19 protein-coding genes are annotated in these 18,776 nt (G+C 44.3%); 14 read left to right on the plus strand and 5 right to left on the minus strand.

The genetic code is table 11. From position 1 onward, the window contains the following. The first annotated feature begins 161 nt into the window (after window positions 1-161). Together V8G47_RS08980 and V8G47_RS08985 are read left to right on the plus strand one after the other, a co-directional pair. On the plus strand, window positions 162-2,168 hold the full coding sequence (locus tag V8G47_RS08980; protein ID WP_336199806.1) for a penicillin-binding transpeptidase domain-containing protein: 2,007 nt from the start codon (window positions 162-164) through the stop codon (window positions 2,166-2,168). Between the two features lie 137 nt (window positions 2,169-2,305). Continuing rightward, window positions 2,306-3,373: an SDR family oxidoreductase gene (locus V8G47_RS08985; RefSeq protein ID WP_336199807.1), complete on the plus strand. Its 1,068-nt coding sequence runs from the start codon at window positions 2,306-2,308 to the stop codon at window positions 3,371-3,373. Between the two features lie 49 nt (window positions 3,374-3,422). On the opposite strand, the gene V8G47_RS08990 is transcribed toward V8G47_RS08985, so the two are convergent. The 3 genes from V8G47_RS08990 to V8G47_RS09000 form a co-directional block, all read right to left on the minus strand. Then, a complete protein-coding gene (locus V8G47_RS08990; RefSeq protein ID WP_336199808.1) occupies window positions 3,423-4,214 on the minus strand; it encodes an SDR family oxidoreductase in 792 nt (263 codons plus the stop codon). Window positions 4,215-4,315: 101 nt separating this feature from the next. Further along, the gene (locus V8G47_RS08995; RefSeq protein WP_336199809.1) at window positions 4,316-5,050 is read right to left on the minus strand and encodes a plasmid pRiA4b ORF-3 family protein; all 735 of its coding nucleotides are present in this window, start codon (window positions 5,048-5,050) and stop codon (window positions 4,316-4,318) included. A gap of 87 nt (window positions 5,051-5,137) precedes the next feature. Continuing rightward, window positions 5,138-5,419, minus strand: coding sequence for a hypothetical protein (locus V8G47_RS09000; protein WP_336199810.1), 282 nt, complete (start codon window positions 5,417-5,419; stop codon window positions 5,138-5,140). 175 nt (window positions 5,420-5,594) lie between these two features. Here V8G47_RS09000 and V8G47_RS09005 point away from each other — a divergent pair, with 175 nt between their 5' ends. The 6 genes from V8G47_RS09005 (at window position 5,595) to V8G47_RS09030 (ending at window position 9,992) form a co-directional block, all read left to right on the plus strand. Next, window positions 5,595-6,521, plus strand: a complete 927-nt coding sequence (locus V8G47_RS09005; RefSeq protein WP_336199811.1) for a manganese-dependent inorganic pyrophosphatase — start codon at window positions 5,595-5,597, stop codon at window positions 6,519-6,521. Window positions 6,522-6,588: 67 nt separating this feature from the next. Next, window positions 6,589-6,975, plus strand: coding sequence for an SMU1112c/YaeR family gloxylase I-like metalloprotein (gene gloA2, locus V8G47_RS09010; RefSeq protein ID WP_336199812.1), 387 nt, complete (start codon window positions 6,589-6,591; stop codon window positions 6,973-6,975). 315 nt (window positions 6,976-7,290) lie between these two features. Then, window positions 7,291-8,112: a helix-turn-helix transcriptional regulator gene (locus tag V8G47_RS09015; protein WP_336199813.1), complete on the plus strand. Its 822-nt coding sequence runs from the start codon at window positions 7,291-7,293 to the stop codon at window positions 8,110-8,112. 174 nt (window positions 8,113-8,286) lie between these two features. Beyond that, the gene (locus tag V8G47_RS09020; RefSeq protein WP_336199814.1) at window positions 8,287-9,180 is read left to right on the plus strand and encodes a helix-turn-helix domain-containing protein; all 894 of its coding nucleotides are present in this window, start codon (window positions 8,287-8,289) and stop codon (window positions 9,178-9,180) included. 134 nt (window positions 9,181-9,314) lie between these two features. Then, the gene (locus tag V8G47_RS09025) at window positions 9,315-9,776 is read left to right on the plus strand and encodes a hypothetical protein (RefSeq protein ID WP_336199815.1); all 462 of its coding nucleotides are present in this window, start codon (window positions 9,315-9,317) and stop codon (window positions 9,774-9,776) included. Between the two features lie 90 nt (window positions 9,777-9,866). After that, on the plus strand, window positions 9,867-9,992 hold the full coding sequence (locus V8G47_RS09030) for a hypothetical protein (protein ID WP_336199816.1): 126 nt from the start codon (window positions 9,867-9,869) through the stop codon (window positions 9,990-9,992). 117 nt (window positions 9,993-10,109) lie between these two features. Here the strand turns inward: V8G47_RS09030 and murB are convergent, their stop codons facing one another. Together murB and V8G47_RS09040 are read right to left on the minus strand one after the other, a co-directional pair. Continuing rightward, entirely contained in the window at window positions 10,110-11,030 is a 921-nt protein-coding gene (gene murB, locus V8G47_RS09035; protein ID WP_336199817.1) for a UDP-N-acetylmuramate dehydrogenase, read from the minus strand. Window positions 11,031-11,218: 188 nt separating this feature from the next. Further along, window positions 11,219-13,288 carry a bifunctional 2',3'-cyclic-nucleotide 2'-phosphodiesterase/3'-nucleotidase gene (locus V8G47_RS09040; protein WP_442970817.1) on the minus strand — a complete coding sequence of 690 codons (2,070 nt, stop codon included), beginning with the start codon at window positions 13,286-13,288 and terminating at the stop codon, window positions 11,219-11,221. A 252-nt stretch (window positions 13,289-13,540) separates the two neighbouring features. On the opposite strand from V8G47_RS09040, the gene V8G47_RS09045 reads away from it, so the two are divergent. The 6 genes from V8G47_RS09045 (at window position 13,541) to flgM (ending at window position 18,763) form a co-directional block, all read left to right on the plus strand. Then, window positions 13,541-14,443 carry a DMT family transporter gene (locus V8G47_RS09045; RefSeq protein ID WP_336199818.1) on the plus strand — a complete coding sequence of 301 codons (903 nt, stop codon included), beginning with the start codon at window positions 13,541-13,543 and terminating at the stop codon, window positions 14,441-14,443. 213 nt (window positions 14,444-14,656) lie between these two features. Next, a complete protein-coding gene (locus V8G47_RS09050; protein ID WP_336199819.1) occupies window positions 14,657-15,508 on the plus strand; it encodes a DegV family protein in 852 nt (283 codons plus the stop codon). Between the two features lie 222 nt (window positions 15,509-15,730). Further along, window positions 15,731-17,215: a DEAD/DEAH box helicase gene (locus tag V8G47_RS09055; RefSeq protein ID WP_336199820.1), complete on the plus strand. Its 1,485-nt coding sequence runs from the start codon at window positions 15,731-15,733 to the stop codon at window positions 17,213-17,215. After that, window positions 17,205-17,906, plus strand: coding sequence for a ComF family protein (locus V8G47_RS09060; RefSeq protein WP_336199821.1), 702 nt, complete (start codon window positions 17,205-17,207; stop codon window positions 17,904-17,906). The genes V8G47_RS09055 and V8G47_RS09060 overlap by 11 nt, the downstream gene beginning before the upstream one ends. 60 nt (window positions 17,907-17,966) lie before the next feature. Next, entirely contained in the window at window positions 17,967-18,383 is a 417-nt protein-coding gene (locus V8G47_RS09065) for a TIGR03826 family flagellar region protein (RefSeq protein ID WP_336199822.1), read from the plus strand. 113 nt (window positions 18,384-18,496) lie between these two features. Beyond that, the gene (gene flgM, locus V8G47_RS09070) at window positions 18,497-18,763 is read left to right on the plus strand and encodes a flagellar biosynthesis anti-sigma factor FlgM (protein WP_336199823.1); all 267 of its coding nucleotides are present in this window, start codon (window positions 18,497-18,499) and stop codon (window positions 18,761-18,763) included. The last annotated feature ends 13 nt before the right edge of the window (window positions 18,764-18,776 follow it).

Genomic DNA, 18,776 nt, shown 5'->3' on the forward strand with positions numbered 1-18,776 from the left:
ATCCAATATATCTGCCATTCGCTAAAATCCGACAAATTTTGCACGCGTGTTCCCTAAGGACATACCACACAAAAACAAAAATTATCAATACATTAAATTTGTAAATCTGGATACGATTTGAAACAATGAGTATAAGAATATATAAGGGGTTGTCACTACATATGATCAAAAAAATCATGCTGCTTTGTACCTTCGTCGCTCTCAGTCTACTGTTCGCAGGATGTCAGGAAAAGGCCCAGCCGGATGATCGCCTGCAGGAATACGTGGATCTCTGGAATAAAGGGAAGTTCGAAAAAATGTTCTCAGACTATGCGAACTCCTCTACAAAAGAAACATTCGAAAAAGAAGATTTCGTCACAAGATATAAAGATATTTATCAAGACCTGGAAGTGAAGGATGTCAAAGTATCTTTTAAAAAGCCGGACAAAGAAGTGGAATGGGACAAAAAATCGAAAGCGGAGTTTCCCATGACCATTTCATATAACACCCTTGCTGGTGAAGTTTCGTATAAAAAAGATGTCACTCTGACAAAAGAAAAGAAGGACGACGATGAAAACTGGTTCGTGGATTGGGACCCTTCGTTCATCTTGCCGGAAATGGAAAAGGGAGACAAGGTCGGAGTGGAAAGCATTTCTGCCAAACGCGGGGAGATCCTCGACCGGAATCAGCAGCCCCTTGCTGTCAACGGGGAAGCCTTTGAGCTCGGGATTGTCCCGAAAGAGTTCAATGATAATGACTTGAGCAAGCTGTCATCCTTACTGGATTTATCACCAGAACAAATAAAGAGTAAATTGGACGCAAGCTGGGTGAAGCCTGAGTATTTTGTTCCCATTAAAAAAATTGCCTTAAAAGAGCGTCCTCTCGCATTGGAAGTAATTGAACTGGACGGGCTTTACTCCAAGCGGGTGCCTGCCAGGGAATATCCGTACGGAGAAGCCACTGCCCATCTCACCGGTTATATCGGAAAGCTTACGGCCGAGAAACTGGAGAAGCTGAAAGATAAAGGCTATACCGCTCAGTCTTTGATGGGTTTAAGCGGAGCAGAAGAAGTCTATGAAGATCAGCTGCGGGGTAAAGACGGACAGCGTATCTATCTGAAGAAACAAGATTCAGAAGACCCAGTAACCGTGGCCGAGCAACCCGTTGAGGACGGAAAGAATATTACACTCACCATTGATGCCGAGATGCAAAAGAAAATATACGCACAGATGAAGGATGAGGCGGGTACGGCAGCCGCCATCAATCCCCAGACGGGAGAAGCGCTCGCCCTTGTGAGCACCCCTGCTTATGATCCGAATGAGTTTGTATTGGGGATGTCTTCAGATAAATATAAGAAACTTGCGGATGATCCGAAAAAGCCGCTCCGGAACCGATTCCCGCTTGCTTATTCACCAGGATCGACGATGAAAGGGATCACGGCTTCCGTCGGCCTGAAATCCGGTAAGCTGGACCCCAAAAAAATCTATGATATCCCGGGGAAGAAGTGGCAAAAGGATGAGTCATGGGGGAATTATAAAGTAGTCCGTGTCTTTGACAATGAGAGCAAAGTGGATCTGGAAAGCGCCCTTAAATTCTCGGATAACATCTATTTCGCACGGGTCGGACTAGACATGGGTGCCGAGACGTTTATTGCAGGCTTGAAGGATTTCGGCTTTGGCGAAGAGATTCCTATGTCTTACCCGATCTATAAATCACAGGTTTCAAACGACGGGAAAATCTCCAAAGAAGTCCAGCTGGCCGATTCTGCTTTCGGTCAAGGGGAAGTGCTGATGAGTATCGTTCACATCGCAAGTGCATACGGCGGGATCATCAACGATGGCACCATGATGGAACCAAAACTCCTGAAGGATGAAGAACAAAAAGTGTGGAAGAAAGACCTGCTTTCAAAAGAACAGGCAGACATGATGAAAACGAATTTTCGAAAAGTGGTTACAGAAGGCATCGCCGGAAAAGCGAGTGTAGAAGGTAAAGCGATCGCCGGTAAGACCGGAACGGCAGAGATCAAAGCGGAGCAGGGAACGAAAGGCAAGGAAAATGGAGTATTCGTTTCCTATGACCAGAATGACCCGTCTATGGTCCTTGCCATGCTCCTTGAAGATGTACAGGATGAGGGTGGGAGCACCCATACCGTTCAAGTGGCCAAGAAGTTTTATGATAGTTGGAAATAAAGAGAAAGAGAGGGGAAGATGCCCCTCTCTTTTTTTGTCATCATGTACCATCTTTCATCCCACTGCGATTACGCTTTCAATTGTGATATGATAAACGGAATGACCAACGAGGTTGAAAATCAACAGGGGTGATCAATGTGAACGTATTTTTAACAGGATCGACAGGATTTCTTGGTGGGAAACTGATCAAGAACCTTTTACAAGATAAACAGAATGAACTCTATATTTTAGTGAGAAATGTAGAAAAAGCTGAGAGGTTGCGAGATTCTTTGCAAACCGCCGACCAAGGGAGAATTCATATTTTTCAAGGAGACATCACTCTCCCACATGCCGGTTTGAGTGGGGAAGACCTGGAGTGGTTGACAGGTAAAATAGATGCTGTCTATCATCTTGCAGCCCTTGTGAAATTCGACCTGGATCTGCGAGATGAACTGTTTGCGGCCAACTACGATGGCACAAAGAATGTTCTTGAACTGGCTGAATCCCTGGGAGTGAAGGCATTTTACTATGTGAGTACGGCTTACACAGTAGGAAAGCTGACAAAAGGTATAGAGGAGCTTTACCCAACGGATGGAGAGTTCCATAATCCATATGAGGAAAGTAAAGTGAAATCGGAACATCTTGTGTATTCGTACCGTGACAAAATGGACGTATCCATCTTCAGACCGGCCATCATTGTTGGCGACTCCAAGACGGGTGAGGCGGATTCACAGTTTACATTGTATGGATTCATGCGTGCTCTCGCAGTATTTAAGCGTAAGACAGAGAGACGGAATGGAGAGCGTACCTACAGACTGGTTGCTGCTAAGAATGGAACATCGAATCTGGTTCCTGTCGATTACGTTGCAGATATCCTAAGTCTTGCTCCTCTCAAAGCCCGACAGGACACAATCTATCATATTACCAATCCAAATCCACCGGAAAATATTGAACTGCTCAAGAAGCTAAAAGAAGCACTTCAATTCGAAAACTTATCGGTAGTGGAAAACGCGGATCAATATGAATTGGATGAAGAAGAGATGAAGTTAAACAGCTTGATTGAAGTGTTCAAGGTGTACCTGGCAGGGGCATTGACGTTTGAGGACCACAATACTCAAGAGCTGATTGCAGGGACGGATATAGCACACCTGGAAATGTCGGACGAGACGATCGAAATGATCATCCGTGTTGGATCTGGGGAGACTAGTGGAAAACTAATGGTATAAATGAAGAAGAGGCTGGGACAAAAGTGTTTTTGTCCCAGCCTCTTTCTTACTATAATGCAGTGACCATTCCACCATCAACGACCAATGACTGTCCGGTTAAATAGGTGTTCGCGTCAGAGACTAAGAAAGCAATCACCCTGGCAAACTCATCCGGCTCCCCGTATCGTCCCAGGGGAATCGCTTTTTCACTCTTACTTCTGAGCTCGTCAACAGTCATATTTCGCTTCTCGGCGTTTAGTTGATCCAGCTCCGCCACCCGGTCCGTTGCAATTCTTCCGGGACCGACCGTGTTGATGAGAATATGATCCTGGGCGAGTTCCCTTGATAAGCTTTTTGATAACCCGACCATTCCGGTCCTGAACGTGTTGGAAAGAATCAGACCGTCGATCGCTTGCTTCGTGGAAGAGGAGGCGATATTCACGATCCGCCCACCATTATTCCTTTTCATGTGAGGAAGGACCTCTCTGATCGTTCGAATATAGCTGAGGAGATTCAATTCAAAGGCATACTGCCAATCGTCATCCTCGAAGTTTTGAAATCCTCCTGCCGGTGGACCGCCAGTATTATTGACGAGAATATCCACTCCACCCAGTTTCGATACCGCTGTTTCTACGAGGGACCGGATATCGTCCGGATTCGTCATATCACATGTCGTGTAATGAATATGCTGATTCCCTGTTAAATCAATGATTTCATTTGCGGTCTTTTGAAGCTCTTCTTCACTTCTACTGGAAATAAGCACGCGGGCTCCTTCTTTCGCCAGTTCCAGGGCCGTGGCTTTTCCTAAGCCTTTACTTGATGCGGTCACGATGACTGCTTTATCTTTTAAACCGAAATCCATGTCCATCCACCTCATTTAATTGGGAATATTGATCTCTTTGTTCATCGGTTTACCCTTAAGTCGGTAAATGTCTGCCGTTATGTATTAGAATTGTATTTCTTTTAAACTTTCGTTGGTTCCTTCCAAGTCAAATTCTTCGGGATTGTGATCCGCAAACCTTTCTCTGAAGAACATGACTTCCTCATCTTTTTCATCAGATTTGATAATGCCTCTAGAGCATGTTTGTAATGATGTATGCCCCCGATATCTTCTAAAGGACAATTTCGTTTTCCTTTAAGGCACACCGGAAAGTTTAATTTTTGATCCTCTGATATTTTCTCGAGGAGGATCTGGTGCTGCCAATTGTCACCAAAATCATAGGTGTAAGATATCTTATCATTCTTTTCATCCAACACATTTCCAAGGATCGCTTTACTGGAGTTATAAGTCCGACTTGCATCAAATTCATACTCTTCGCCAGGATATTCAAAGTCACCATGTCGAGTATCAAAAGAGTATAAATGTGAATTAGACCAACCCATTGCTGCTTGGATTACATGATGAAATTGATGGAGGGAAACAGTGTTAGGAATGAGTACCCGTCTCCAAATGGGTGGTTTTGCCCCTTTTAAAGAAATTTTCAACTGAAAGGTTTTTTTCTCCACAGGTTGTGTTACTTCTCTTTCTACCTTTGGATTAGTTCCATTTGGCAAAATTTGAGTCAATATTGGTTCTTGGAATTGTTCGATAATCGTAGTTTCAAATCTTTTCTGATCTTGAGGTGGCAATGCTCTGTATTCTTCCGAGGTTTTCAGCCTAGTGATGAGGCTTTGCAGGAGATCTTCACGATTTAGCATAGGTTTCCTCCTTGGGTTATCATCGTTGTAGTATAAGGGGAGTAAACATTGGGATGTAAATTATAGTCTCATATAAGGGTAATAAGGCTACGGCTCCATCCCCACCCGCCGCTTCACTTTATGAAGTTCTCTTTTATGTTCCCAGTTTTCCTTTACAAAAATCGTCATGCTATCCTGAGTGTCCTGCTGGTTTTCTTCGAGTACGGTCATTCTGGATTCGAGCTTGTCCATGCGGTTATCAAACTTGTCCATACGATTTTCCAACCCGTCCATGCGTGTTTCCAATCGCTCAAAGCGGGTATTCACATTGGATTCAAATCGGGTCATTTGTTCCTTTAACTCTTTAATGGCTTGTAAAATCTGATCCATTGTATTTTTCACCTCCTTCAATTAATTCTAACACAAAATCTGGGAATGTTACCTTCACAATCACTGGAAAAAATCTTATCCGGACATACGGTTTTGCTTTTAAATATGGTAATATAAGAAAATGTAAAGAGAGATAACAAACGAATCACATTACATAGAGTTAGGAGAATGATCAATGAGTAAAACACTTATTTTCGGACACAAAAACCCGGACACAGATACGATCACATCGGCACTGGTTTATGCTGACTTGAAATCAAAAATCGGGATGGACGTGGAGCCGGTTCGTCTAGGTGAAGTGAATGGAGAAACACAGTATGCCCTTGATTACTTTAAAGTCGATGCCCCACGTTTGGTAGAGAAGGTTGCGACTGAGACGGATACGGTCATCCTGGTTGACCATAATGAGCGCCAACAAAGCGCCCAGGACATCGAGGAAGTACGCGTTCTTGAAGTCATCGATCACCACCGCATCGCGAACTTTGAAACGGCAGATCCCCTGTACTACCGTGCTGAGCCGGTTGGTTGTACGGCAACGATCTTAAACAAGATCTACAAGGAAAAAGGAGTGGAGGTCACGAAGGAAATGGCTGGGTTGATGCTTTCAGCGATCGTTTCTGACTCCCTATTATTTAAATCTCCAACCTGCACGGATGAAGATGTAGCGGCAGCAAATGAACTGGCTGACATTGCCGGGGTCGACCCGAAAGTGTACGGCTTGGAAATGCTGAAGGCAGGGGCCAACATGAGCACGAAATCAGTCGCTGAACTTGTGACCCTTGATGCGAAAGAATTCTCCATGGGTAACGCGAAAGTGGAAGTGGCTCAAATCAACGTTGTTGATACGAATGACGTATTCGGACGTCAGCCTGAAGTAGAGGCGGCAATGGAAACGATGATCAAGGAAAAAGGTCTGGATTTATTCCTTCTGGTCGTGACAGACATCCTGGAAAACGACTCGACGGCTCTTGCCCTTGGAAGCAAAGCGGCTGAAGTGGAGAAGGCGTTCAACGTCACGCTTCAAAACAACACGGCTCTATTAAAAGGCGTGGTATCGCGTAAGAAGCAGATCGTACCTGTGTTGACGGATGCAATGAAATAAGGAAAAATTGGAAGGGAGCAGTCTTTTGGCTGCTTCTTTTTTATATCAATAAAGGGAGAGATCCAACATGAACTTCAAAAAAATCCACCATATCGCCATCATCTGCTCAGATTACACCAAATCGAAAGACTTTTACGTCAACAAACTCGGTTTGGATATAAAGCAGGAGATTTACAGGGAAGAAAGAGATTCTTATAAGCTCGACCTCGCGTTGAATGGTGAATATATCATCGAATTGTTCTCATTCCCTAAAGCCCCGGTCCGTCCGAGTTATCCGGAAGCACAAGGACTGCGTCATTTAGCCTTTGAAGTGGAGGATATCGAGGAGGCGGTAAAGGAGTTAAATCAAAAAGGGATTGAAGCAGAAGAAATAAGAATAGATCCGTATACTCATAAACGGTTCACGTTTTTCGTAGATCCGGATGGACTGCCGTTGGAGCTCTATGAAATCTGATAGAGGTCCGTCCCTCAAAAAAAGAGCACTTCCCATTAAGAGAAGTGCTGTCCAAAGGTATTGTAATTTGTCGTTACAATTATTAAAACATAGATTAGAAATGTTTGTATTGGCGGTCTGAGTTTGTTTGAGTGAATTTATGGTATTTTACCTAAGAAAATGGCATGGATTCTGATAATATATAAATATATTAATATTTTTAGTTAGGGGGGATCGGTAGTGGATTATTCGATTATTGGGACAAAGATTAGGGAAATGAGAAAAGCTATCGGGTTAACTCAAGGTGAATTAGCCGATGGAATCTGCACCTAGGCTTTGATCAGTAGAATGGAGAAAGGGGATATTTATCCCAGCGCCACAGCCCTCTATCAGATTTCGAAAAAACTTGGAGTGGATGTGAACTATTTCTTTGAAATCGGGATGACTCCCCGTCTCGATTACATTCAAGAAGTGGAAAGACAACTTCGTAAATTGCGGATTAATCATCAATATATCGAAATGATGGAAATGGTCAAAAACGAAGAGAACAATTCATTATTCAAGGACCACGTAAATGCTCAACTTCTTTGTTGGCATAAGGGGATCTATCAATTTGAAGTTGTTAAAGATCAGGATACTGCTTTTGACCTTTTACACAAGGCATTTCAACTCACTGCTGATAGTAAAAAAGTGTTGTCAGAAAGAGAAATGGAAATCCTTCTTACCCTGGGAGCTTTCCATTTCAGTAATGAAAACTATCAAAAGTCACTCTGTCACTATTCTGAAGTAAAAGCTGCAATCTCTACTGCAGAATGGTTGCAGGATAAATCGATCAAAACGAAGCTCCTGTACAATATGGCAAGAGTTTACACAAGGCTTGGAGATTATCAGGAATCCATTCGATATTGTAAAAAGGCAATCAAGTGGATCGTTAAAGAAGAGCATATATATGGGTTTGCTCAACTTCATTATCATTTAGGATATAACCTGGAGCTTCAAGGTGAATATGAAAAAGCTTTTCCCTATTTTGAGAAGGCTGCCACTTTTTTTGAAATTCAAAATAATTTAGAATTTGTGCGGTTTATCAGAGGGAAAATAGACCAACTCAGGAATGAATCAGGGAAGATATCTTCACAAAAAAAGAGCACTTCCCGCTAGGAGAAGCACTATCAAAAGGTATTGTAATTTGTCGTTAGGTTTATTAAATCATAAGGAAGAAATTCATGTATTTGTGTTCTCGGCTATTGAGGCTAACCAGAAACTGATTTTCTGCTGAAAATGGCATGTTTTCATTGGAAATATAAAGATATTAATATTTTGGGAGGTGGGGTTTTGGATTACTCAATCATTGGTAAAAAAATTAGGGAGTTGCGAAAGGTCGTTGGATTAACGCAAGGGGACCTTGCCGAAGGAATCTGTACGCAGGCGTTAGTCAGCCGCATAGAAAAAGGGGACATTTACCCGAGTGCTACTGCTCTTTATCAAATTTCCGAAAAACTCGGAGTAGACGTAAACTACTTCTTTGAAATCGGAACAACCCCACGATTAGACTATGTGAAAGAAGTCGAGCGTCAATTAAGAAACTTCAGAGTAAGGTTGAAATATGATGAAATGATTGAAATGGTAAAGACAGAAGAAAAAAATCCCCTCTTCTTTAGAAGCCCAACCAATCTGCAATTGCTGTATTGGCATAAAAGTATTTATCTATTTGAAGTAGAAAAAGACCAGAAGAAAGGGCTGACTCTTTTGAAAGAGGCGCTTTCATTAACACTGAATAAAAAGAGGGCCATGACAGAACGTGAAATCGAAATACATATGACATTAGGGGCTTTTGAACATGGACAAGGAAATTTGAAGGAGTCTTTGGCTATTTATGAGGAAGTTCAATCTGCTTTACAATCCAGTACCCAGCTTAATGATAAATCGATTAAAACACGATTGCTTTATTATATTGCCAGGACCTTAACCAGATTAGGTAAGTATAAAGAGTCCAATTCCTACTGTGACCAGGCTATTAAATGGTGTTTAGAAGAGGAACATTTATTTGGTTTAGGCGAACTTTATTATCACACGGGGTACAATTATGAACTAGAGGGAGAGCTGGAAAAAGCCTTATCTTATATTAATAAATCCATTTTAATATTTGACATGTATGAAGATAACCGGTATCACCAGTACCTTCAAAAAAAACGGGAAGACATTTCACGTAAAATGGGAGTCTTATAAAACAGCTGTGTACCTTTTTTTAGAGAAACCTCGTTGGAGCTTCGTGACACCTTAAATGGTTCGTGAAGCTTTTTTTATTTCATACAACTTGCATGTCCCTCATAAGATGGATTATAAGTGAGGGGTGTGGATGTATGAGAAGGAAAAGCCCGGTTCCCCTGATGATCGGTGCAGTCGGGGCAATCATCCTGGTGGTCGCTCTGTTCACGTTTATCGGAAAAACCCAGGAACCAGATACACCTGAAGAAGTGATCAAGGAGTTTTATGACTTCGAAAAAGATGGGGACTTCGGAAATGCGTGGGAGCTATTTCACTCGGAAATGAAAAACAAGTTCCCCAAATCCTCCTATATCCAAACGAAGAATCATGTATTCATGGGGCATATGGGGGTAGACGAGTTCGATGTGGAAATAGGGAGCATCGAAAAGGTGAAGGAGTTTACGTTTAACGAGGAAGGGCTTCAGTTCAAAAATGTGAGGAAAGCGGAAGTGAACATGTACTTCGATAGCCAATTCGGAGAGCTGATGATTACTCAAACCTGCTTCGTGGCGGTAGAAGAAGATGAATGGAGGATCTTGTGGAATTATAATTTCTGAGCGGAGAAAAAATTTTTTTAATGGAATTGGTTTTATCCGGTGTGTTCCGGGTAAAGAGAAACTAATTATTGATAAAGGAGGGCATTAGCTTTGTCACTGCTCTATTTTAAGGCTCGTGAAGCCTATGAACTGGATGCGAAAGTATCTCAATCCCAGATTATAAGATTGAGGGAATACCGCAGAACCAAGCCCGCTCCTGTTGCTAAAAAGAGATAGCTAATGGACCCTTTTTGAAAAGAGACCCTGCTCAGTCTAAATTCGTTTAGGCTGTTTTTTTATGTTTAAAGAGAGGGAAGTAAAAAAGCCGGAAATCCAATGATTCCCGACTTTTCATTATTCCAGATCTTCCCCTATGATGCGGACTTCCCGCTCAAGCTCTACATCAAACTTTTCTTTCACCGTCTTCTGGACATGTTCAATCAGTGAAATATAATCCGATGCCGTTGCGTTGTCTTTATTCACAATGAAGCCGGCGTGTTTGGTGGATACTTCTGCACCGCCGAAATTCGTACCTTGGAGTTCACTATCCTGAATCAATTTACCTGCGAAATATCCAGGGGGACGTTTAAAGACACTGCCACATGATGGATATTCAAGTGGCTGCTTGGACTCCCGTTTATCCGTCAAATCGTCCATGATCGCCTTGATGTCTTCATAGACCCCGGGCTGCAGACTGAACGTCGCCTCCAGGACGATATCCCCTTTTTCCGAGATGTTACTGTGACGGTAATCAAGCTCAAGTTCTGCCGCTGTCCGTTTCACAAGGTTGCCTTCACGATCGACGACATGGCAGTAATCAAGGACATCCTTGATCTCTCCACCGTACGCCCCTGCGTTCATGAACAGGGCGCCGCCTACGGTACCCGGAATCCCGCATGCAAACTCCAGCCCCGATAGCTGCTCGGCTAAAGCACGCCTCGACACATCGATGATGGCCGCGCCGCTTTGAGCGACAATCAGCTGATCCGTTGCCTTAATGTCCTTAAAGTTGGTTAAGTGAAGGACGATACCGCGGATCCCACCATCTTTCACGATCAAATTCGAGCCGTTTCCGAGTAGCGTAAACGGTACATCGACTTTATTCGAAAGCTTCACGATGTTTTGAACTTCTTCATATGTGGTCGGGGTAAGGAAGAAGTCTGCTCTTCCCCCGAGCTTCGTATACAAATGATCCCTTAACAATTCGTCACGCTTAATATTGTCCGAGTGCATGACCTTCGTTAATTCTTCAAACACTTTTTCTTTATTGTACATTCTAAATCAGTCCTATAAAGTAATTTTCATCTCTACACTATTCAATCCTACCCCACCATTATATGACGAAAACCCATGAAAGTTAAATGGTTTCAGTTGGGAGTGGGTAATATCAGTCTATTGGAGGAAGATCTCACTCTATAAATAAGAAAAAGAACCCCCTAATTGGAGGTTCTTGGGACAAACGGTTATTTTAAGAAATCAAATGACTTAGCCACATTCGAGATGAGGTTTGTCATGAAGCCGCGGTTTTCTTTCTTTTCCTGTCCAGGATTCGTTCCATCGCTTTCTTTCAGTTTGATCGAATACTTACCAAACCCGCTTTCCTGTTCTCCGAGGAACTTATACTTTCTGGCATCCTTGATGTAGTTCTGAGCTTTCAGGGATGTTTCGAAAACGATATTCGCATTTCCTTTCACAGGGGCAAAGGACCAGTTCCCATCCGCTTCTGGATCGATGGTCTTTTTCTCCATGATGTAATCAATGATCACATTTCGGTTCTCATCCGGTGATTTGACGATGATTTCTGAGTTCTTCACGCCAGGGAATTTTCCGCTTGCACGATAGTTATTGGTTGCCACGATGAATTTCTGATTCGGATCGATGGCTTTTCCATTAAACTTTAGGTTTTTGATCCGGCTTGAGTCCTTATTCACCAGGACGCCTTCAGCATCGTACTTAGAAGGCTGGGTTACATCGATTTCATAGGTAACGCCGTCAATCACGTCAAAGTTATAGGAGCGGTAGTCACCGTTCACAAGATTTTGTTCTTCTGATGTAGAAGGATCGATTTGATTGAACTGACCCGCAGACATTTCAAGCCATTCTTTCACGTCGGCACCTGTGAGCAGCACGGCTTGAAGCGTGTTTGGATACAGGTACAGGTCGGAAACGTTCTTGATGGCGATTTCACCTGCCGGGATGTCTGTATAATAATCAGGATTCGCTCGTGTACCCGCTTTGAACGGGGCACCTGCAGACAGAACAGGGATGCCGTCATATTCAGTTCCTTTGATATACTTTTCAACATACCATTTCTGTGCGTTTGTCACGATCTGTACGGAAGGATCATCACTTACAAGAGCGAAATAACTATTGATTGGAGAAGTTGTTTCCCCGACTGCACTGCGGATCCATTCAATCGTCGCCTCGTGCTCTTCTTTCACTGCGTCCAGGATGCTTTGGTCTGCCTCGACAGCAGGCGTTCCATCGGGATTCAGGATCGAACGGGTAGAAGCCTGTGTATTCGTCACATCCCATTTTCCGTCCTTCAATTCAAGTTCAAGGTCAACGAGTCCGAGATGATCTCCCCAGGAACCAGGCATGACCGATCCTACGCCGTTGATCGTTCCTTTCTTCACGTCCACCCCTTCAATCCCGCTATATGAATCCGAAGGGAAGACCCCGTGTGAATGGCCAAACAAAATCGCGTTGATTCCATCTACTTTAGAAAGGTCATACGTTGCGTTTTCCTCCATGCCTTCCTGTGTGACGTTACCGATACCCGAGTGAGGGATCGCGACAATCACGTCAGCACCGTCAGCCTTCATCTGAGGGACGAACTTGTTCGCAGTCTCAATGATGTCTTTCGCAACGACTTTCCCTTCAAGGTTCCCTTTATCCCACTGCATGATCTGAGGAGGGACGAAACCGATGACGCCGACTTTGATTGCATGCTCTTCACCGTCTTCATCGACTACGGTGCGATCAAGGATTTCGTACGGTTTAAAATAGTTCTTGTCATTGTCGGGATTCCCGTCTTTATCATCTACGTACACATTGGCGTTCACATATGGGAAGTTGGAGCCTTTTAATGATGTACCGAGGAAATCAAGACCATAGTTGAACTCATGATTCCCGACGTTCCCGGCATCATAGTCCAGCAGATTCATCGCTTTGTAGACAGGATGGATTTCCCCATCTTGAAGCGGGTCTTCTTTTGCTACATAATCTCCAAGCGGATTTCCCTGAATCAGATCTCCGTTATCGAATAATAAAGAGTTCTTCGATTCCGCGCGGGCCTGTTTGATCAGGGTAGCCGTTTTGGCAAGTCCGTATTTATCTGTTACTGTATCTTGATAGTAATCATAGTTTGCGAGGTTCACGTGGATGTCGGTTGTTTCAAGTATGCGAAGCTTTACAATATCTTTGTCCATGACGTCTGCATAAGTAATGGAAGGAGTGGCTTGAGGAATCAGAAGGCCAAGGGCCAAAGCGCTGCCGGCAATGACTTTTTTCTTATTGGATATTTTTTTCAAAAGAATCGCTCCTATTTATGTAGTTAATTGTCAAACAATTACATGCTAGCACATCAACATCAAATAAAAATGGTGTAAAAGTATGATTTATTTGAAAAATGTAAAACTTTTGTAAAGGGATGGTCGTGCGTAAAATTGTTTGTTTATTTTTAAGGGGTAATAAGATAGGATAGAACATATAAAAAATATGCTATAACATCTATTCATCTACTAAAATATACTTTTGGTATACAAAAGAGAGGAGGGAGCCAGTTGGCACGATTATACACGGCGCTAATCGGCTTAAGCCTGATCTGGGGCATGTCGTTCGTCTTCATCAAATGGTTGGTGGAACCGGCAGGAGTATGGGGCACGGTGTTTTTACGATGCCTGGCAGGGGCACTCGTTCTTCTTCCGATCTTTTTCATACAGAGGAAAAGAGAAGGGAAGAAATCACTTCCTTTATGGAAACTCCTGGTTGTGGGGATCGGCAATGCGGCCCTTCCCTGGACCCTGATCGCCTTAAGTGAAACGCAGATCAACAGCAATACCGCTTCGATATTGAACGCGACCACTCCGATTTGGACGGGGCTGGTTGGGTTTTTATTCTTCTCTGTTGTGTTAACGGGGTTTCAATGGATCGGGATCGCGGTCGGTTTCATCGGCATCCTCGTCTTGATGAACTTTGAAGTGAGCGGCATCTTTTCGTCTGATTTTGTCGGGGTGGGAACGATGATACTGGCCACGATGAGCTATGCGTTTGCTTCCCAGTTCACGAAAAAATACCTGGCAGGAACCAGTGTAGTCGTCATCTCCACGTTTCAGCTGTTGATCGGGGCAGCGTTCGGGTTTGTCGGCATGATGATCACGGATCCCATCGCTGTCGGTGATTTAGCGTCAGGAGAGGTCATCCTCGGCATTTTAGGCCTCGGCTGCCTCGGTTCAGGTGTGGCGACGCTTCTGTATTTCTACATCATGACCAACGGGAGTCCTGAATTTGCTTCGACTGTGACGTACCTGATTCCGGGTACAGCGATGATCTGGGGATTCGTGCTTCTAAGGGAGCCCGTGACCCACAATCTCATCTTAGGCCTGCTGATCATATTCGCAGGGGTATTCCTATCGTCCAGAAAATCAAAGAAAATCATCACATCCCTGCCGGCAGGGACGAGGTAAGACCTTTAAACAAACGTTTGATTAGTATGTTGAATCCCTTGTCCCACAAGGGGTGAGCGCACTAGTCAAACGTTTGTTTAGTTTCAGGGTCCCGAAACTCCCCAGAAATTAATGCAAACCAACTTCTTTTCATATAAAATGAGTAAGATACATAAGGTAGACTAACGCATAGCACAAGCTATTAAAAATAAAACATAAGGATGGTAATTCTATATGAAAACGGCAATTGTAACGGATAGTACCGCCTACATCCCGAAAGAATTGCGTGATCGACTCAACATATATATGATCCCTCTCAGCGTCATTTTCGGAGGAGAAACCTATCAAGAAGAAGTTGATATTACGGCAAGTGAATTTTACGAAGAAGTCAGCATCCAGGAAAAGCTTCCCACCACGTCACAGCCCCCGGTCGGAAAATTCGTCGAGCTGTTCGAGAAACTTTCCAAAGACTACGATGCCGTCATCTCCATTCACCTATCCAGCGGAATCAGCGGGACATACCAAGGTGCCGTGCAGGCAGGTGAAATGGTCCAGAGCATTAAAGTATACCCATACGACTCAGAAATCAGCTGCATGATCCAAGGCTTTTACGCCATCGAAGGGGCCAAACTTGCCCGTGAAGGAAAAACCGCAGAAGAAATCGTTGGCTTATTGGATGAAATGAAAGAATCTGTGCAGGCCTACTTCATGGTCGACGATCTTGCCCATCTGCAGCGCGGCGGGCGGTTATCCCAAGCACAGGCCATCATCGGAAGCCTGCTGCAGGTAAAACCACTGCTGCACTTCGTGGACAAAGTCATTGTCCCATTTGAAAAAATCCGCACGAAAAAGAAAGCGTTGAAGCGGGTGGAAGGAATCCTTGAAGAAGCGGTAGCGTCCGGAGAAGCCTATCAAGCTTCCATCATACATGCCAATCGGGAAGAAGAAGCGATCGAGTGGAAGAGCGAGCTTCAGGAGAAGTATCCGAACGTGGAATTCAATGTGAGTTACTTCGGTCCGGTCATTGGGACTCATTTAGGTGAGGGTTCGATGGGGATGGGCTGGGCTCGAAAGATGAGCAGGTAGTGGGATTGGGTGTTGATTTCTGATTTTTATTTGTACCTGGTACAAGTGGCGCTTGATGTACCAGGTACAAATTAGTCGTCACGTACCAGGTACACACTCCCACACTCTCTAACGGTGCCAGGCACGAAACGATCGTTTCGTGCCTGGCACCGTTTTTTAGTATGCAGGATTTTCAACCTCCCATGTAGAATAAAATACTATCCAACATAAGGAGTGATGTATTTGCGTTTTGTTTTAATAGATCACAGGTTAATCCCTGAGCCCCTCGTAAAAGAACCACCTCCCCTTCTCCTAAAAATCTCGGAATTCACTTCCAATCCGCCTCAACCAATTAATCCATCCTTTCAATTTTCCTCAGAACTACAATCCTATTTAAGTGGAAGATCTTTATTAGTAGACGAGATCCCATTTTCAATCCATACCCTGCACGAGCACTATGTGAATGGCTATATTTCCTATGAAAAGGGTGTGGACAAAGGCAGGTGTCATCGTTGTGGAAATAACAATCCTCATCTATTTGCTACCTTCAATTGTTCCAGATGCCATACCGGCTGCACCTACTGCCGGAACTGCATCATGATGGGAAGGGTGTCTGAGTGCACGCCTCTCCTAAGGTGGAATGGTCCAGGACCGGAGTCTCCACCGGTAACGTTCGACTGGACCGGTACCCTTTCAGAAGCGCAAAAAGCAGCATCGGAACAAATGATAACTGCCATTCAAGCCAACAACGACCTTCTCGTATGGGCCGTATGCGGAGCCGGTAAGACGGAGGTTCTTTTTGAAGGGATAGATGAAGCCCTTGGGCAAAACAAGAGAGTCTGCATTGCCGCACCCCGTACCGATGTCATCCTGGAACTGTCTCCCCGCCTCAAAAAAGTCTTTCCTCAAACAGGGGTCACCACCCTGTACGGGGGCTCAGAGGACCGGCACAGCTACGGTCAACTTGTTCTCTCTACCACCCATCAACTCTACAGGTACAAAGAAGCCTTCGATGTCATGATCATAGATGAGGTCGACGCGTTTCCCTATTCCTACGATTCCTCCCTGCAAGGGGCAGTAGAAAAAGCCCGGAAGCCCAAATCGTCCATCATTTATCTGACAGCAACCCCGGATCAGAAAACGCAACAGGAATGTGCCCGGGGAAAAAGAAGCTTTATTGGAATCCCGGCCCGTTTCCACCGGCATCCAATTCCCCTTCCCAGGTTTGTTTGGTGCGGACTCTGGAAAAAATCCCTGAAGAAAAATCAAATTCCCCCTGCACTGAAAAAATGGACCTCATTAAGGCTTCAGCAATCGAAACAAGCCCTGATTTTCTTTCCAACAGTCGCCCTTATGGAAAAGGCCCTGCCTCTATTTCAAGACATGCATCCCCTCATTGAATCGGTTCATGCCGAAGATGCCCAACGAAAAGAAAAAGTCATGAAAATGAGACAGGGAGAAATTCCGATTTTACTCACGACAACCATTCTGGAACGGGGAGTGACGATCCCGAACATTGATGTGGCCGTCCTTGGAGCGGAAGAAAAGATTTTCACCGAAAGTGCCCTCGTTCAGATTGCCGGCAGGGTGGGAAGGAGCGCTGACTATCCAACGGGGGATATCGTGTATTTCCATTATGGTCGTACAAGGGAAATGATCAAGGCGCTGCTTCATATCGACCGAATGAATAAGGAAGCGGGGAAAAGGGGGTTGCTTCATGGTCACTAACTGTTTGAATTGTATTACCCGAGTCGAAGAGGTGTGGTCGTGGAGAGGGTTATTTTACAGAGAGCCTCAATTTTTGTGTCAGGAATGTGAGAAGCAGTTGGAGAAGATAGAAGGAGAACGCTGCAGGGGGTGCTCCCGTTCAATGGAGGCACTGCCATCCAATCTCGTAAAAGAAGAGATCTGCCTGGACTGCCACCGGTGGGAGCTGGATCCCGAGTGGCGGGGAATCCTCCATAAAAACGATTCACTCTATCACTATAATGATTTTCTGAAAGAGTACCTGGCCAGATACAAATACCGTGGGGATCACGCGTTGGCAAAAGCCTTCTCCCATACTATTAAATCTTATCTTACAAAAATAGAGTATGACCACATCATCCCAATCCCCCTCAGTGATGAACGCCTCTATGAGAGAGGATTCAATCAATCTACCGCTCTACTGGAAGAATCAGAGGTCCGTCCCTCACATATCCTCACCCGTTTGCATTCTGAGAAGCAGTCGAAGAAGACGCGTGCTGAGCGTCTTCGGCAGAAGCAGGTTTTTCAGTTGGTGGAGGTAGATGTGAAAGGCAAATCGATTCTGCTGTTTGATGATATTTATACGACGGGGACGACGTTGAGGCAGGCGGCGAAGCTACTGAAGGAAGCGGGTGCTGACGAGGTTTCTTCCCTGACTCTCGCGAGGGGTTAAAGCAATCCCCTCTTCTGCCGATATAAGGGGTAAGAGAAGCTTCACCGGGAGGAAACAGATATGTCAGAAATCATCAACTGTCCACGCTGCAACGCGATTTTTATGCAAAATAAATTTCGTGATGTATGTGACAAGTGTTATAGAGAAGAAGAAAGTATGTATGAGACCGTTTATCAATTTTTAAAGAAGCGGGAAAACCGTGCGGCGACCATGGCACGTGTGATTGAAGTGACGGGAGTAGACGAAGAACTTCTATATAAATGGGTGAAAAAGGGCCGTATACAGACGAGGCAATTTCCGAATCTGGGTTATCCTTGTGATAAATGTGGGAAGATTATTGGGACGGGACGAATCTGCGGTGACTGTTCATCAGAGCTTGCCAGTGGTCTGAAAAAGTTCGAAACCGAACAGGAATGGAAGAAAAAATCCCAGGAATCGGGTCAGAGAACGTATTACACCATGAGAGAAAAGAACTAGTATAGAGTAAAATAAATGAGGAAGAACTAACCAGGCTCTATTACTAAACAAATCTCCTATATATCCGATATACTAGGTAGAAACAATGGACGTGATGAAAGCGAGGGAAAATGATGAAGATTAACAATATCGGAAATCAAAACATCAATCCTTACAAGCGTAATCTTAATAAAATGGACCAGGTCGGGAAAGCGGGCAAACCGGCTTCCGACAAGATCGAAATTTCTTCTGCTGCCAAAGAGATGCAGGAGGTTTCCAAACTCGGCAAAGAGCGCCAAGCCAGAGTGGAATCCCTAAAAGATCAAGTTCAGACTGGGAACTATACCATCGATCCGAAAGCCATTGCTAAAGGATTAAAGAATTTCTATAACGGACAATAAAGAGGGGGCGAAC

The sequence above is a fragment of the Rossellomorea sp. LJF3 genome, from assembly GCF_037046045.1.
Classification (GTDB): domain Bacteria; phylum Bacillota; class Bacilli; order Bacillales; family Bacillaceae_B; genus Rossellomorea.